Annotated in this window: 2 protein-coding genes (1 of these 2 only partly in view); one reads left to right on the top strand and one right to left on the bottom strand. The window is 73.2% G+C overall.

The window, feature by feature from the left end; all coding sequences use genetic code 11:
- Nucleotides 1-206: hypothetical protein (locus ABZZ74_RS44110; protein WP_356949773.1), on the bottom strand; the 206-nt coding region annotated here is incomplete at its 3' end.
- Between ABZZ74_RS44110 and ABZZ74_RS44115 the strand changes: the two genes are divergently transcribed.
- On the top strand, nucleotides 205-18,504 hold the start of the coding sequence (locus ABZZ74_RS44115; RefSeq protein WP_356949774.1) for a hypothetical protein. Its footprint extends 19,263 nt past the window's final position; the window shows 18,300 of its 37,563 coding nt (coding positions 1-18,300); its start codon is at nucleotides 205-207; its stop codon lies off the right edge, out of view. The two genes, ABZZ74_RS44110 and ABZZ74_RS44115, sit on opposite strands and share 2 nt — an antisense overlap.

An 18,504-nucleotide genomic window follows, 5' to 3' on the forward strand; every position in this document is an offset into this window, starting at 1 on the left:
GACCCGGCCGGCGACCCACCGCCCACCACGCCCACCACGACCGGGGAGGAGCCACCCCGCCAGACCGACACCGGCCAGCCCGGCCCGCACTCTCCCAGCAGCCGGGACGCCGCACCCGATCCGGCTACCCGTCGCTTCGCCGAGCAGCTCGAACCGCTCGAAGAGCCGGAGGCCAGGCGGCTGTGGGAGGAGGCGACGCGGATCATGGCCAGGCACAACCCGTACCCGCTGACCATCAAGGAGGGCGCGGCATCGCTGCGGGACCGGGATCCGCAGCGGTACTGGGCGACGATGCAGGTCGCCCGAGCCCTCCACGAATTCCAGGACGCGCCCGACCGGGAGCAGCGGGCCGAGACGGTGGCCAAGGAACTGGCCGCGCAGCGTGGCCTGACCGGCGTGCGGGAAGCACTGCCAGGCGGCCGTCCCGGGCCAGGGACGGCTGATGCGCAGCGCCACGGGAGCCTGCCGGGCGGCGGCCCCGGCACCGGCCACCAGGATGCCGGCGCGTCCACCGCACACTCCGCCTCCGGCGAGACCTCGGGATCCGGCACGCACGCCGCCCACCGGGCAACCGGTGCCACCGGCACGCCACGTTCCGAGGGCACGTCCGCAACTCCGTCGGCCTTCGACCGGGTGCGCAGCGCTGACGCCGGTGAATCGAGGAGCCCCGGTGACACCGAGAGCCTGATCGCGGAGGCGCGCAACGAGGCGGGGGCTGCCGGGACGGACCCGCGCGTGCTGCATGCGGGTGCCCTGGTGCTGCGGCACGAGGCCTACGAGAAGCACCTGCGTGCCGCGCAGGCGGCGGTAGGGGAGTACGCGCGCCGGGTGGCGGAACCGCACGGCGCCGCGGCGGCAGGCGGCGGACGCCGGGTCGCAGGCTTCACCGTCACCCCGCTCCCGGGCGGCGGTCACGCCGCCGCGCACGTCCGCTCCGGGCTGGGCGTCCAGTTCGACGGGCAGGGCCGGTGGACCTCACGGGAGTACCGCCTGCACGATGCCCACTGGACGATGGACGACCTGAAGGTGGTGGCCGACCGCAACCCCGACCACACCGGCGAGGTGTTCCTGTCCTACCGGGTGACCGGGCCGGACGCCGATCGGTTCACCGTCCGCCCCCTTCCGGACGACGCCCCGGAGTCGCCGCAGGCCCGGTTCGTTGTCACGCACCGCAACACGGGGGAGCGGTACTTCTTCACCGACGAGGGCACGCTCACCCTGCGTGACCTGCGGCTGAGGGAGGGTCTGGGCTACCTGCGCTTCGACCTCGCCCGCGCCGGCAGCGCCCCGGAGGCCGTCGACCACCGCGGCAGGCCGTCCGAGGACTGGCAGGTCGAGACGGCGGACGGGGCGGAGGTAATCCTCGGCTCCACCGACCGCACCGGCCACCGGCTGGTGATCGATGCGGCCGACGGCTGGCGCATGCGGGAACGTGTCGCCGTTCCGGGCAGTGGCGGTACCACCGGGCCCTACGCGGAGATCGACCACCTGTCGGGGCTGGTCAGGCTTGTCGACGGGAACGGACGCGTCCTGCCCGGCCCGCAGATCGAAGCCCGTGTCTCGGCACAGGGCCTGGAGCTGAGGCAGGAGGGGGGACGCCGGCTCTTCTCCCGGCCGCTGCTGGGCACGGACTTCCCCACGGGGAACGCGGCCGAGCACCTGCAGGCCACCGGCGGGCACGCGCATTCGGCCGCCCGGCCAGAGGTGCCCCCCCGCTCGCCCCGCGTCCGGGCCGCGACGCCCCGGACCCCGCAGGCGAGCCTCCGCGGCGATGCCTCGCCGGGCAGCCCTGCCGCCGAGGTCCGCCGTAGTCGGGCCGGCTTCCTCGGCCGTCTGACAGACTGGCTGGGCAAGCAGAACCAGCCGGGACAGGAGCCGACCGGGCTCACCCCCGCGAACCCCGCCGACCTGCGGCGGCTGCACTTCCAGCGCGAGGCGGAGCGCTTCGAGCGCAGGCTGGGCGCGTACCTGGTGACCCACCCGAAGGCGCAGGAGCAGATTTCGAGGTTCCTGCGCGCCCTGTGGTCGGCGACTCCCGCCGACTACCGGCCCTTGTTCGGGACCAGTGATCGGACGTTCGTCGGCGGCGTCGGCAAGGATCCGAAGGACCTGGAAGCCGTCGTACTCCGCGGCAACGTCCGGGAGCGGATGGCCGCCCTGTGGCAGTTCATGAACCACCGCGGCATGCAGATCACGTCGTTGCTCCACTTTAAGGAGCTGCCGCCGCACTTCGACCGGATGCGTCAGTGGCGGTTGAATAACCCCGACGTTCCCGCTCCCACCCTGGAGGGGTACCGGGACGTCATCCCGCTGAGCTCCAGGGAGCGCGCCTTCACTGACAACGGGAGGACGTGGCGGAGTGCCGAGATAGGCTTCGGTGTCCGCCATCTCCCGCCCGACGGTCAGGGCGAGGGACTCCAAAACGGGCCGCAGGCCCAGGCCCAGCGCACCGGCGGCCTGATCAAGACGGGCATTTCCTCCACCATCTGGCTGCTGCTCGACTACGCGGAGGCCGCCAACCGCAGGTGGAACCTCGACCTGGACCTGGGATGGGTGAGGCTCGCCCTGCTCGGCACCATGCTGCCCACCGGCGATCACACCGTCCACGAGATGCTTCAGGCGGCGGCGATCTGGGCCGAGGACCCCAGGCACCCGCAGCGCGCGGAGCTGTGCTTCGAGTACCACGACAACCCGGGCCGCTACCGGCATCTCGCCCCGTTGACGGAGGAGGAGCTGCGCGAGCACGTCGCGTTCGGCGGCCTCTTCCCCGACGAGCTGGCACACGGCACGGCTCCGGCCGCCTACGACCCGGTCGAGGACGCGCGCGAGGCCCTGAGCCGGCATCTGACGGGGAAGCAGGCTCGTCCGGATCTGCCGGACAGGGCGCCGGAGCCGGGCGGCCGGGAAGACGATATCGTGGTCAAGGAGGTCGACGGCAGCTATCACGTCACCCACCGGCCCACCAGGCTGACCACGGTTTTCCACGGGCCTCGGCACGAGATCACCGCCAGGGAGGCCCGCGCGTCCTACGGGCCCGTGACCCTGCGGGGGGCGAAGGTCCGCATCAGCTTCACCCGCAGCGAAGAGGGGCGGCTGGTCAAGCACGTCAAGTTCGCCCACGGTCAGCACGCCGCGCGGTTCGACGTCGCCGTACCTCCTCGCCAAGTGACGCGGGCGTGGAAGGACGCCGACTTCACCGTCGTCGACAAGGGGACCGGCGTCCGGCTGCACTTCGCCGCCGACGGCAGGGTCCTCGCCGAGGACCGGGTGCTGCAGCACGGCCTGGGTGTGCTGCGCTCCGACATGGTCCGGCCCGGCGCGACCCCGCAACTGCTGGACCCCTCCGGCAGGCCGTCGTCGACGCTCCTGGCGGAGCCCCTGGGCCATGGCCGGGTCGCGATGGTTCCGGCCCGCCCGGGCAGTCACCCGTTGCAGCGCTACGTCGTCGACAGCGAGACCGGAGAGCTGAAGGAGGAGATCGTCCCCGCGGAGAGCATGAGGGGCGGCATCCGCTACTGGAGAATCGACCACACCAGCCGCAGCGCCGAGCGCATCGACTCCCGTGGCGTCCCGAGGAGCGGGCAGAACAACAGGGGCTTCGTCGACGTTCGCCCCGACGGCTCCGTCGACGTGGTCGCGGACGGCAAAACGCTGTTCCGGCGCCCGGCGCCTGGGCACACGGTCCGGGCACGGGCCGACCAGACTCCGGCCCCGCAGGCCGTGACCCGCATCGCTCTGTCTGCGGACGCCCCCGGAGTAGCGCACCAGGCCGTGGAGGTGGTGCTGCCGCCGCACCGGGACGTACCGCTGGCGCGGGACTTGGGCGTGCTGCGGACCACGGCCGGCCAGGACGGGACCACCGGGGCGCGGCTCGTCGGCGGTGACGGCGGGGAGCCGGGACTGCCGCTGCGCGCGGAGCCGCTGGAGGACGGACGGGTGGCGCTGCTGCCGACCATGCCCGACGCCCTGCCGTTGGAACGGATCGTCGTCGACCCGGCGTCCGGGGACGTGCTGGAGGAGACCGTCGCCGCGCGCCGCGAGGACGGCACGCTACGCGGCGACTACTGGCGGATCGACCACGCCCTAGGCGGGCTGGTGCGGCTCGACGCCGACGGCAACGAGATCGCCCCCGGCCCGTTCGGCCCGGGCGACGCCGACCAGCAGACTCCCGCCCCCGGCACCGACGCCGACGACGCAACGGGCCGCACGCACACCGGGACCCCTGGCTCGGGCGACGCCGACTTCCCGACGCCGGAGCGCACCCTGGTAGCCGACGGCACGTCATCGACGGTCGGGACCCCGGTGGAGCCGCGCCCTGCGCGGCCTGAGGGTGTCCCGACCGAAGGCCCGGACGGCAGCCGCCCGACCGGCGGCACGGACGCCGGCCGCACGCGGGTCTCGGACGACGAGCCCGCCGTCGGGCCCGAGCGGAGCGTCGTCCCCGCGGACGACGACGGGTCTGGGGCGCGGCAGGACACCCCCGAGCAGTCCGCGGCAGACCGGTCCGAGGCCGGCACGTCCCAGGCGGAGCCGCAGAGCTTCCCGGAGTTCCGCGACGTCGAACTGCCCGGCTCCGGCCACGTGCTGCGCTTCGACCGCGCAACGGGGCGGCTGCTGTCCCTCGACCGCCTCGACGACCAGACGGGCGGGCGCTTCAAGGCCAGGCTGATGGACGACGGTGGGCTGCTCGTGCACGGCGAGAGGCTTCCGGGTCGCCCCGTCACGTGGCGGGGCCACGTGCTGCGCTTCGACCGCGCAACGGGGCGGCTGCTGTCCCTCGACCGCCTCGACGACCAAACGGGCGCGCGCTTCAAGGCCAGGCTGATGGACGACGGTGGGCTGCTCGTGCACGGCGAGAGGCTTCCGGGGGGGCCCGTCACGTGGCGTTACACCGCCGACGGGGTGCTGGAGTGGATGGAACGGCCACTACGGCCGCTGGGGTATGGAGGCCTGGGCTCTACGCCGCCTGATACGCCTGGTCGGCGGCGGCTGCGCGTCCTGCGTGCGCACATCGAGTACGCGCCCGATGGCGGTCTCCGAGCCGTCCACCTCGCGCCGCGACCCGACGCAGCGATGTTCGACGCGGAGCCGCTGCAGGGCCCGCTGGCGGAACTGCTGCCCGGCGGCTTCCTCGTGACGGACCTCCGCAACGGCGACCAGTACCACTTCGACGCGCTGGCGCAGGAACAGCCGATGAGGTCCGGCGCGGCGATGATCTCCGCGCCACGCACCGCGGACATCCTGGAGCTCTTCGAAAGCACCCTCCGCGCGGGAGAGCGGGCCCGGACCGAAACGGAGCAGAACGCCGATGCCGAGTCGTCCGCGGAGGTCTCCGCCGACGACGGGTCGGTGGAGTTCCCGGCGGGCATGCGCCGCGTGGATCAACTCGCCGAGCCGGACAAGACGGTGGAACCGGTCGACGTGCGCCGCGCCGTCACCGATGCCGAGGACATCGCCCGCGAGGCCGGTTTCCCGCCTGTCCACGTGCACGAGATGGCGCGTGACCTGCGGCGCGCGGTCTACGAGAACCTGTTGGGCGGTGCCCGCGGCGCGCAGGAGACCGTCCGCGACACCCTCCGCCGGGAACGTGCCGAAGGCGGGGAGCCGGCGGACGGGACCGAGCCGAGGACGGTCGGCGAGTTCGTCGTCCACATCGAAACGTCCGGGCGGGCCGTTGTCCGGCACTCGCCGACCGGACTGGAGTTCGAGATCGACAGGGCCGGCAATCCACGGCGAGAGGAGCGGCTGCTCGTCGGCGTTCCCGACGACATGACCGGACTCAAACTGAGCATCGCCGAGAGGCGCTGGCCGGACGGGAAGCTGCGCAGCAGGACCCACCAGTTGGTCGTGCCCACGGAGCTCACCGACCGTTTCGTCCTCGAGCCCGCCGACCACCCCGCCCGCAGCGACGAGGAAGTCGCGAGGCGCACCGCGGTCACGGTCATGGACGGCGAGACGGACGAAGTGCTTCACCTCGGCGACGACGGAAGCCTCGTGATGCGGGACATACGGCTGCGCCGGGCCGGGTTGGGTCGCCTGCGGTTCGACGCGAGGCAGTCGGAGCCCCAGGTCCTGGACCACCACCGCCGGTTCCGTGCGCGGACGCTCGACGACGGCCTGGTCGCCCTGGAACCGCGCACCGGTTCCTCGGTGCGGCCAATCGTCGTGGTCGACCCCCGGACCGGCGAGGTCCTCCGCGAGACCGTGCGGATGCAGGGCGGGTCCGGCGCGTTCCGCGACATGTACTGGGACATCGACCACACCACGGGCACCGCCGTCCGTATCGACGGTTCCGGCCGCCTCCTGAGCAGGCACCCGTGGCGGGTGCGCACCGACCCGGACGGTCGCATCACCATCTCCAGACCGTTCAGGCGGTACGAGCTCACGCTCGACGAGCAGACCGGCCTGCCCGCGCTGCGTCCCGTGCACGACCCGAGGAACGAGCTGGGCACCGTGGGGGCGCCCCCCACGCGTGAGGTCACCCGGCTGTGGAGGCAGACCCTGCGGGAAGCCGGCGGCTCCCGCCAACCGGACCGGACGCCCGGGGCCGATCTGTCCGGCCACGAGGAGGCACTGGAACTAATCCACCACATCCGCGAGGATCTGGGCCGAGAACCCATCGGCGTCGACCATGCCGAGAGGCTCGTCGCCGGGACCCGGGCAACCTTGCGTCGCCTGGGCATCGATCCGCTCGCGGTGCGCGAGGACGAGCGTAACCTGCGCCTGGTGGCCTACGACCGGCTGCTGAAGACAGCACGTGAGGCCCTGGCCGACCACGTTCAGCGGGCCGAGCGTGGGATCGGCGGGCGCGCGGCCGACGGGTTCACGGTCACCGCCCTGCCCGACGGTCATCACGCCGTCGTGGACTACGGCACAGGTGTTCGACTGGTGTTCGGGCCCGGGGCGCACCGCGAGGAGCACATCGACCTGGTCAGGATCATCCGCGCTGAGCTGGGAGCCGACGACGAGGGCGTCGCAGCGTCGGCCGACCACCACGGTCTTCGGTACCGCGAGGTACCTCTGCGCGACGCGCCCCCGGAGCTGACCGGGCTCAGGGTCGGGGTGAACCACGGCAACGCTCTCGCAGAGTGGGACGGCGACACCTCGTACCGGATCGTTGGCGGAGAAGACGGCCGGTTCACCGTCGGGCGCACCGAGCCGGCGCCGGCCGCCGCACTGCGGGCCGAGTTCGTGGTCACGGACACGCACACCGGAGTCAGGTACCACTTCGGCCCCGAGGGCACGCTCACCTACCGGGACGTGCCGTTGGGGGAGGGCCTCGGCCTGCTGCGGCGGGACCTGGGCACGGCCGACGGCGCGTTGGAGCATGTCGGCGACGGGGCGCAGATCCCCGCGGCGCCGCTGCGGGCGCAGGCCCTGCACGACGGGCGGGTGGCGCTGGTGCCGGCGTCCCCGGACGCGCCGCCGCTGGAGCGCCTGGTGGTGGACGCGGACACCGGCCGGCGGCTGGAGGAGACCGTCGCCGCCCTGGGCGACGACGGCCAGTTCGACGGACAGTACTGGAAGAGCGATCACACCAGGCGTACGCGGGTGCTGATCGACGCGGCCGGCAACGAGGTCTCCGACCCGCTCCCGCTTTCGGATGACGAGCACGATCCGCAGGGCTCGCCGCGGCCTGACTCGCCGCGGCCGGTCACCGCGTCGGACGCGGAGCCGGACGCGCAGACGGACGCCGGTGACGGGGAGCAGGGACAGCGCCACGAGCACGGGGAGCACGAGGACCACGGGCAGCGGGAAGACGAGGGGGATCACGAGGACGCCGGGAATCAGGAGGATCCAGGGCAGCGGCACCAGTCGACCACCCCACCGGGTGAGCACAGTGACCACGGCGACCAGCGTGAGCAGGGCGCGAGCGACGGGGCGGACGTCCCGGCCCACCACCCGGCGCGGACGGTGCGGGACGTGCCGCTGTCCGGCCCGGGGCTCGACGGGCTGGTCCTTCGGTTCGTCGAGGAAACGGTCCCCGGGGGCGAGGCGGGTGCCGCCGGAGTCGAACTGCTGGACCTACTGGGGACCCCGGTCACCGACCGGCAGGTGGAGCTCCGGCAGGACGGCACGGTCGAGATCACCGATCCGTCCACTGGCCTGCATTGGCAGGTCGACGCCGACGGCCGCCGCACGGTCACCGGTCATGTCACCTTCGGCCGCGGCGCCGGTCGCCTGCAGGCGGACCGCTTGCGCATGGTCGAGGACCTGGCCGCCCACGTTGCCCGGGAGGGCCTGGCGGCCTTCCGGGCGAACCGGCCGCTGCCCGGCGTCACCGTCACCGGTCACGCCAATCCCGCTGTCCTCGGGGACCCGGTGCGCAACGGCAGGGAACGCGCCGATGCTGTCGCCCGGGCGTTCACCGAGCGCCTCGCGGCGCACCTGCGGGCGGCGCAGCCGGACGACACGACGCAACCTTTGGAAGTCGGGCACTTCCGCGTGACCACGCAGTCGCGTGGCCCCGAGCTTCCCTCCGGGGTCGGCAACCACGATGGGTCGGCCGCCCGCCGTCGCGCCGTCATCACCGTTGAGTACCCGTCTTACCTGCCGGGGCGCGGCACCGCGCACCCCACCGACCTGGACCGGCTGCACTACCAGCGGGAGGCCGAGCGGTTCGAGCGCGCCCTCGGCGAGTACCTGGTGCGCCACCCCAAGGTGGAGGAGCAGATCGCCCGGTACGTGCGCTTCGCCTGGGAGATCACGCCGCCTGTGGCGCGGGAGGGCTTCGGCAGCGACTCGTCCGCCCAGGTCGGCGGGGTCGGCACGGACCTGGACGCCCTGGCCCGGGTCGTGGAGCACGGCAACGTCCGCGAGCGGATGAGCTTCCTCTACATGGGCATGAGCAACCGAACCCTCGAACGGGCGCTGGACCACCCGGTCGTGAACCCGGAGCTGGTCGTCGGCGAGCGGAAGTGGGGCATCGGCGACCCCGCGGTGCCCGAACCGCACCACCTGACCTACCCGGACATCATCCCGCTGAGCGACGCGGAGCGGGACTTCACGGACGACGGCCAGGACTGGGTGAGCGGTGAGCAAATCCGTGGCCTGAGCTTCATGCCCATGGACGCCGGGACGCGGGCTGACTTCCACCTCGACACGTTCGAGGAGGGGCCGCACCCCCGGGCGCAGCGCACCGGCGCCATCCTCTCCAGCGGCGTCTCGGGCACCATCTACCGCCTGCTGGACTACGCGGAGACGGCCAACCGCGAGTTCGGGGCGAATCTGGACCTGCGGTGGCTGCGCCTCGCCCTGATCGGCACCATGCTGCCCAGTGGCGATCACACCGTCCACGAGATGCTTCAGGGGGCGGCGATCTGGGCCGAGGATCCCAGCCACCCGCAGCGCGCGGAGCTGGGCTTCGAGTACCACGACAACCCGGGCCGCTACCGGCATCTCGCCCCGTTGACGGAGCAGGAGCTGCGCGACCACGTCGCGCCCGGCGGGCTCTTCCCCGACGAACTGGTGCGCGGCACGGCGCCGGCCGCGTACGACCCGGTGGAGGACGCCGCCCGCGCCTTGGCGTGCCGACTGGGGGAGACGTCCGGCCTGCAGGACACCGCCGCCTCGCAGGAGCGGGCGTTCGCCGTCACCGAGACGGACGGCGGTCACGTCGTCGTGCACCTGCCCACCGGTCTGCGCACGGAGTTCACCGGGCCCGGCCACGAACCGACCTACCACGAGACCGTCCCGGCCTACGGGCCGAGGGAGCTGCGGCGGCTGAGGGTGGCCGTCCACCACACCACCGCTGCGTTCGGGCGAGTGAGCAGGAGGTACGAGCTCCTCGGCGGGATGGACCCGGATCACCGGTTCACCCTCGGTGCGGCCCCCGCCGATCTGGCCCGGGAAGGCGGGGCCGGCTTCACGATCCACGACGAGGACACCGGGGTCCGGCTGCACTACGCCGACGACGGCACGGTGCTCGCGAAGGACCAGCCGCTCGGCGCCGGCCTCGGCCTGCTGCGGCAGGACATGCAGCGTCCCCGCCAGACCCCGAGGCTGCTGGACGGTGACGGCACCCCGGTCACGACGTACCGAGTGGAACCGGACGGCTTGGACCGGGTGGCCCTAGTGCCCGCTTCGGTCACCGCGCACCCGCTGGAACACCTCCTCGTCGACACCGGCACGGGTCGGCTGATACACGAGACAGTCGCCCTGCCCGGCGCGGGCGGCCTGCGGTACTGGGCCGTCGACCACACCACCGGGGTAGCCGAGCGCCTGGACGCCGGGGGCGTCCCGCTGCCGGACCCCGGTGACAGGGCCCGCGCGGTGACCGACCCCCACGGCACCCTGCGGCTGTTCGGCGAACCCGACGGCAAGGAGCTCTTCCGCCGCCCGCCCCTGGATGCGGCCCCCGCGAGGGCCGGCGCGGCGGGTGTCCCCGCCGGGACCAGTGCCGGTCGCACGACTCTGGTCGATCTCCTCGCCCAGCCCTTGTCCGGCTTCGAGTCAGAGTCCGACGCGGAGCCGGAGGTTCGAAGCGCCTCCCGGCCCACCGACCGGGAGTCGTGGGACGTACCGGACCAGTCGGAGTCGGCGCCGTCCGGTGACGGGACAGAGGGCGACGGATCGTCCGGGCAGGACCGTGCCCCCGAGCAGGATGCCCAGGGACGTGACGACACGTCCGAGCCGGACGACACGGAGCTCCACGAGCGCGCGGCCAGCATCCTGCGGGAGGGCCGCGAACTGCTCGGGCGCCTCCTCACCGACCGGGAGAGCCCGAGTGACGACGAGCCCGGCGCCGGGGAGAACGCCGACACCGCAGCGGGCGCGGACACGCTCGGCGTGGCCGCACACGGGGCCTTGGAGCCGGACCGCCCGGCCCACGCGGAGCGGCCCGCACTGGCGGACGAGAGGATGCACCTGCCAGGCGGCGCGCTCCCGGAGCCCGGCCACGCGGGGGAGATCTTCCGGCAGTCACTCGCGGAGGCCCGCGCGCAGGAGAGCCCGGCCGCCTCCGCCGCCCGGTCGGTGGACCTGGCCAGCCTGCGGGGCCTGGACGAGCTGAAGAACTTGTTGGACGTGGTGGACCGCACCGACACCCCCCTGGACCCGGAACAGGCCGAGGGAGTCATCGGCGCCGCGCGCGCCGCGCTGCGTGACGCCGGGCCGCTGCTGCCGCCCGAGCTGATCCAACCCGAGGTGCACACGCTGCGCGAGATTGCCCTGGAGTCCGTCCAAAACGAAGCGAAGAGGGCTCTGGCGGCCTACCGTGCCGCGTCGGACGGCGACGGTGACGTCGCCCCGCAGGCCACGCCAGGGTTCGCCATCATCCCGCTATGGGAAGGCCACCACGCCGTCTTCCACGAGGCCACGGATCTCCACCAGGAGTTCGACGCCGACGGCTACCGCGTCGCCCACGACGTCCCGCTGCGTGATGTGCCCGCCGACCTCGCCGGACTACGCGTCAGCTTCCGCGAGACGACCGACGCGGAGGGCGAGTGGCACACCCTGATCGAGATGGTGGGCGACGGCGGAGACGGGCGCTTCGTCGCCCGGAACAGCCGCCTGCGGCCGGACGCACTGGAGCCCCCGCCGGTCAGACCGGCGCGCTTCCAGGTGACCGACACCCTGCTCGGGAACCGCCACCACTTCGCCTCCGACGGCACTCTGCTCCACACGGAGCCTGCCGTCGGAAACGATCACGACTACACCTCGGAATCCGACTGGGACAGCGACGGGGACGGGGACCGCGAGTCCATCGACAACCGGGAGACGCACCCGACGACCGCTGAGCAGTTCGGCGCCGTCGCCGCCGTGCACGTCGTGTTCGACACCGGATCGGCCCGCCTGTCCGCCCGTCGCCTACGGGAGATCGACGAGATTGCGGCCCACACGGCCCGGGAGGCTCTGGCGGCCTTCCACGAGGGCAGGCCGCTGCCCGTCGTGACCATCGACGGGCACGCCACCGGCAGGTTCCTCGGACAGACCAGTTACCGCCGGGCTATCAGCACCGGCTACGCGCGTGCCCGCGCGGTCGCCCGCGAGTTCGACGCGCGCCTGAACGAGCACCTCGAGGCTCTCGGCCGCGACCGCGACGGCGGTCCGCGCGCCGCGGACCTCGCCGTCGTCGTCAGGTCGCGCGGCCGCGAGTACCCGCTCGGCACCCGGCCCGACCGGGAGCCGGACGCCCGCCGCCGCGTCGTCGTCACCGTCGGCCACCCCTCGCCGGACACGGTCCGGCCGCCGCGCCGGTCCGGTGCGGCCCGTACGGAGCAGGAGCAGGAGCAGGAGCAGGAGCAGGACATCAGCACGGAGCCGCCGTGGACGCAGGGCGACGGCGCCGGGCGTCCGCAGTCCGCCGAGCGGTCCGGCCCCGAGGCCCCCTGGTACGTGGATCGGGACGCCCTCGGCGAGGTGACCGTCGTCGGCGCCGAGCCTCTCGACGAGGGCACGGCCCGGCAGTGGGCCAACCGGATCGCGTCCGAGGTGACGCGGCCGCAGGACAGCGAGCGGATGGCCGCGGCCATCCGCGACGGGATCGCCGCGTTGCTGACCGACATGCGGTCACCGGACGGGGCCCACGGCGCGGCCCACGGCGGGGCGGAGCACGGGCAGACCGAAAACGGCGGCCACGGTCGCGACGCCACCGCCGCCTGGGACGAGGCGCTCCAGCGGGGCCGGATGGTGGTCGCGGGCGACCGCCTGGTGTGGCTGCGGCCGGTGCTGCGAGACCTCAGCCACGTTGAGACGCCGAAGTCCGCGGTTCGGGCGTACTCGGTGTCGTTCGCCGGTTTGTCGGGCATCACCAGGAACCAGACGGAGCAGGCCCGTGGCGCCGACATCGCCGCGGTGACGGTGCTGTCGGCCGGACTGGGCACGACCGACAGCGTCCTGCCCGCGGTCCCGCTGCTCGGCTTCGACGCGGCCCGGGCTGAGGGCTCCGAGCTGGCGCGTAGCGTAGTGGCGGGCCGCAAGGGTCTCGTCACCAGCACCAACCGGTTCAAGGCCGCCGGGGTGCACTTCCGGGTTTTCGTCGACGGCGAGGAACGCCCCTACTCCCTCCCCGACCAGGTGCCACATGGGCAGCAGGACACGGGGGAACAGGGCTCGCCGGAACTCGTCGTGCCCGCCCCGGTGGCGGTGGACCTGCCGTCGATGTTCTCCGCCCCCGGCGGCCTGCGCCCGCACACGGCGGCCGAGCCGGAGGGCCCTGGCGTCGGCGAGCCGCGTCCGCACCACGCCCGCGAGGTGATCAACGCCGTCGACCTGACGCCGGTCGTGGCGGATCTCCAGCGGACGCTGTGCGGTGCCGGACTGCCGGCCGAGGCCGTCCGGGAGATCATGAAGAAGGTGCTGCCGCGGCTAAACGAGAAGGGGGCCCGCAACCGGAGCAGGCACCTGCTCGGCAACGGCGTGCAGACGGCGGAGGCGACCGTCTCCCTGGGCGCGCTGCAGCGCTTCAAGGGCTACGCCGTCATCAAGGCCCGCATCGCGGAGCTGCAGTACCTGGGCGACACGGCCTCCGTCCCGATCCGTGAGGACTCCGGAACCGGCATCACCATCAGCCGTACGCAGGCGGACAAGGGCACGGTGTCGGTGGGCATCGCCGTCGGCGGCGGCCACCCCGACGGCATCGTCACCGTCCTGCCCGGAAGCGCCCTGGTGTTCGGGCGCAAGCGGGAGGCCGGGACCTCGCTGGCCGAGACGGCCATGAGCCACACGGTGCTGATCGCCACCAGCGAGCAGGCCCGGTACCGGACGGGGCTGCTGGTGACAGTCGATGTGCGGTCGACCACGCACCCGCACATCCCGCCGGTCGAGCGTGTCGTCGAGGCGGAGATGGGCGTCCCGGGCCGGGAGGCCGCGGACTTCGAGAAGCGGGTGCTGGGCGAGGACGCGCCCCCGCTGCGGCAGACGGCTCAGTCTCTGGACGGCCCCGTGGAGGCTCAGCCGAACGTGCGTCGGCTGCTGGCGCTGGCCGCCTCCCACGGTGTCGGGCTGCCCCAGTCGGCGTACCGCCGGCCGCCGCGGCTGGACGCCCCGCTGCCCGAGCCGCATCCGCTGGAGCCGCTGGGACTGGCGTCCCGCCTCGGTCAGGGCTTCGGCATGCAGATCAACCTGCCGGGCGCGGAGCTGGTGCACGACCAGATCCGCACGGTGCTGTCCGAGATGCACCGGCAACTGTCGGGCGACAGGAAGACCGACTGGTCGGGCGCCGACAGCGACCTGCTCGTCTGGTTCGGACGCCCGTCGCTGGAGGGCGACCTGCCGAGGCTGATGTCCGGCGTCGACAAGCGGATCCGGCTGGGCGGCCGTTACTACGACGTGTCGGTGCGGGCCCGACTGCTGGAGCGCGTCGGCGGCCTGACCGGCCAGGACGCCTACCCGATGATCGTCAACGCGCGGGCCCTGGAGGGCAGCTCGGTGAGCGGCGCCCGGAAGACGTCCTGGAATCTGCATCTTCAGGGCGCCGTCCAGCTCCGCCTGAAGCTGGAGAAGTGGCTGGGTCTCCGATTGGGCGGCTTCGGCGTCTCGGGCAGCGGCGGCAAGGGCACGAAGCACGTGTTCGGCGGCGTGGCCAAGTCCTACCGGCGCACCGAGACCGTCGGCACCGTCGACGAGCACGTCTACAACGTCGTCTACGAGTTGTCCGTGCGCTCGGGCAGCCACCCGCCCGAGCGGTGGTGGATCGACAAGCCCGGCGACGTGGTCGCCCGCGTCGTCGTGCCGCACCAGCACGTGCCCTCGACACCGGTGACCGCGGAGGAGGCACGCGCAGCCGGCGGGGTGACCGAACCGAGCGCGATGCCGGACGACACCCGAACCCGGTTCAACGGCGGCAACGTCGCCGGCGTCCTCCCCGCCTTCCTGGCGGCACCCGGGACGCTCGAGACCGTCGCCCGGATGTACCAGGAGGCCGGTGGGCTGCCCGGCGACTGGCTGGCGGACCGGGCCGGCTGGCCGGCCGAGCTGAAGCGGGCCTTCGCGCCCACGGAACTCGCGTCCCACTTCGCCGCGCTGGTCAGCCCCGGCGGTCACGTGATCGACCTGCCCCGCGGTGCGGACGGCAGCCGCCAGGAGCTGCGGGTGCGCCTCGCGGTCGTCGACCCCCGGCACCTCGCCGCCCACACCAAGGAGTCGGGGGAGGTGGAGATCGAGCAGTACTCGCAGGGCCACACGCAGCACAAGAGCGTGGTCGGGAACGACACGTCGTTCCGCCTGAGGGCGAGTATCGGCCCGCAGTTCTACTTCGGCGGCGGGCACCACAAGGACGACCCGGCGCAGGGCCACGGCGCCCAGGGCGGAGCGCGGGAGCACGGAGGGCAGGAAGACAACGCGCGGGACGAGGCCGTCGGAGAGCGGAAAAACGAGGCGGAGCCGATGAGCGGGTGGCTAACCTTCGCCGGCCGTGCCGCCTGGGAGACGGGCCGCAGCAGTGAGCAGAGCAGCGTCACCGGGCCGGTGGGCGTCAGCCGGGCCACCTACGGCGGGGTGACCCACACCTACCGCGCGGACGCGGTGTTCGAGGTCACCCTGCACCGGCGGAAGAGCCCGGGGCTGGTGGGCCGGGCGGCGGGCCGGCCGCACGGCGAGACCCGCACCACCAGGCTGATGCAGGTCAAGGACGGCCTGGACTTCATCGTCCCCGAACGGCGCGTCCCCGACCTGGGGCTCCCGGCACCGGCCGGTATCGCGCCGAGACAGCCGCACGAGCCGACCGGCCACGTCGACCCGGCCCTGCTGCCCGGCGTGGCCCACGCCGAGGCACTGCACGCCGACGGGGTCTTGGACCGCATGACTAACTGGCTGACGGACAAGGGCCTGCTGGCGGACGCCGGTGACGGCGGGCGGAAGCCGAGCCTGCTACGCCGCGAACTCGACAAGTCCTTCTCCTCCGAAGCTTTGCTCAAGCAGTTCCCGGTGCTGCTCGGCGGCGGCGTCTCACGGTGGCTGACGGTGCCGTCCGCGTTCGGCGACCGATACCTGTGGGTCAGGGTCACCGCGGACGTGGGACGACCGGAGGAGCAGCTCGACCGGCCGGACGTGAGGCTGACTCTGCGCAACCAGGCCCTGCGGCAGAGGGGCGAGTCCACCGCCACCTCCTCCGGACGGGCCGTGGGCGGTCGGGTGCGCGGCGGGATCGGCGGCTCCGCGCTCGGCCACTCCGTACACGGCGGCCATGGGGTCGAGGCCGGGTACCGCCGGGATTCCGAGAGCAGCCACGAGGAGGCCGAGAAGTCGATGGAGATCTACCGGGCCCAGACCCGGGAGGGCTCCGTCGAGTTCCAGCACGAGGCCGCCTTCCACATCGAGATGGGCATCACCCGCGAGATGCCCGCCACTGTCGGCGGTCCTGCGAGCCTGGTGCGCAACGCGGCCCTCGCGGTGGCCGGCTGGACCGGACACCGCAGGGACGCCACGCTGTGGTGGCAGTCGAACAAGCAGTTCGTGCAGCGCTTCCCGGAGCCGGTGTCGACCGGGGGCCGCTTCCCCGCACGTCCGCAGACCGCGTCGGACGGCCCCCTGCCCCTGGTCGGCGTCGACGATCCCGTCCTGCGGAACGACGCCGGCACCGTCCTCGGCGACGTGCGCCTCCTCGTCCCCCGCCACCTGGTGGTCGACGGCCGTCTGCCGGACGCGCCGGCACGGTCGTACGGCGGCGACCCCGTCTGGGAGGAGAGGATGCCGTGGCAGCGGCCCGCCGAGGGCACGCCGCAGCGCGAGCTCCTCGACGCGCTGCTGAAGGACGGTCACCCGTGGGCGTTGCCCGCGGCCGCCGCGGTGCACAAATGGGCCGCGGTGACCGCCGCCCCGTTCAAGGTGGCGGATCTGACGGCGCACGACGCCTCGCGCGTGCCGGGCACCGACCCGAGCGCCTTCGACGGGGCGCGGTACGTGGAGAGCACCCGCGAGAACTGGCTCCGGGCCAACCTCGCGCCGCTGCTGCGGCACGCGTATGACATTCGGCTCCGCGGCGAGAAGATCACCGTCGGCATCGACCTGACCCGGGTCCACGAGATCGGCCCCGACAACCGCGTCCAGTTCAAGGCCCGCCACTACACCCAGACACACGGGTCGCAGGAGGACGCCAAGGCGCGTTCCCGCGGCTGGTACCTGGAGTTCGGCCCGGAGGCGGGCGGCGAGCTCGACACGGGCCCCAAAGACCTGGACCGGGCCCCGTACACGTCCGAGATGGAGGAGAGCCAGGAGCGATCGGGCGAGGCCGAGGACACCGACGAACGGAACCGGGAGGCGACCCGCGGGTTCCTGTACTACAAGGCCGACGTCGACCTGGTCATCGACGGTCGTCAGGGACGCCTGCGCGTCCACGTCCCCGACGGTCTGTACTACATGCTTCCCGCAGAGGCGGACCGCAACGTCGAACCCCCTGCTGACGACGCCGCGGGCCGGCACGAGGAGCCGGGGCAGGAGGCGCCGGAGGGGGCGCACGAAGCCCCGGAGACGACCGTGCTCCGCCGGCGGGTCACGTTCCGGGAGCTGACGGACAGGCGGACCCCGCAGGACAGCCCGACCGGGACCGGCGCCAACTCGCCGGTCCAAGAGGCTGTGGAGCTGGTTGAGGAGTCGGGCGCCGGTACCTCTGCCGACGGGGGAGCCATGCGGCGTACGGAGCAGGCGCCGCCTGTCGAGACGCCCAGGCCGTCCCATGCCGAGCGTCCCTGGTATTTGAACGAGCCGGGCGTGGACGCCGTCGGTGAGATCGCGCTCACTGCCGCCGATCGGTGGGACGAGGCGTTGATCCGGCAGTGGGCGAACAACATCGCGCATGCCGTGGGCCGGGCCGAGGACAGCCCCGCGTTCGAGGCGGGGATCCGTTCGGTGCTGCAGACGTCGCTGCGCGGCGGCCGGGTGCCGGAATCGCTTGCCGGTGAGCACGCCGGCACACCCGAGGCCGAGCGGGACCGGGAGCTGGACCTCTGGGAGGCGGCCCTCCAGCACGGCAGCGTCCACACGATCGACGGCCATGTGGTGTGGCTGCGGCCCGTACTGCGCGAGATGGACCCGGTACCGCCGGGGGAGGCGCCCCCCGTCCAGAAGTACAACCTCAACTGGGGCACCCTGACCACCACGGACGACTCCGAGTGGAAGCAGGGCCTGTCGGCCGACTCGAGCGTGCTGACGACTATCACGACGGTGGCGAAGGCTGTCGCGTCGGTGGTCCCGTCGCCGGTGCTGCATCTGTCGTCGGCCCGCACGGGCGGATCCAAGACGCAGCGTTACGTCTTCTTCGACCGCAAGATCCTCAACCAGCAGAGCACCGCGTTCAGGGCGGGTCTGCACGTCAGGGTGTTCGTCGACGGTGAGGAGCGGCTCCACGACCTGGTGGCCCGCGACCGGTTCACGGTGCAGCTCCCGAAGGCGCTCACCGTCCCGGGTGGTCTGCGGCTGCGTACGCGCCTTGAAGCCGCGGGCGCTGAGCGGTCGGCTCCGGGGCCGCATCGGGCGCACGAAATCATTAACGCGATCGACCTGATTCCGGCGGCGACGCGGTTGGAGAGCGCGTTGCACGCCGCCCGTCTGCCCCCGGAGGGGGTG

Origin of the sequence: Streptomyces sp. NPDC006476, assembly GCF_040612015.1 — a bacterium.
Classification (GTDB): domain Bacteria; phylum Actinomycetota; class Actinomycetes; order Streptomycetales; family Streptomycetaceae; genus Streptomyces; species Streptomyces griseorubiginosus_B.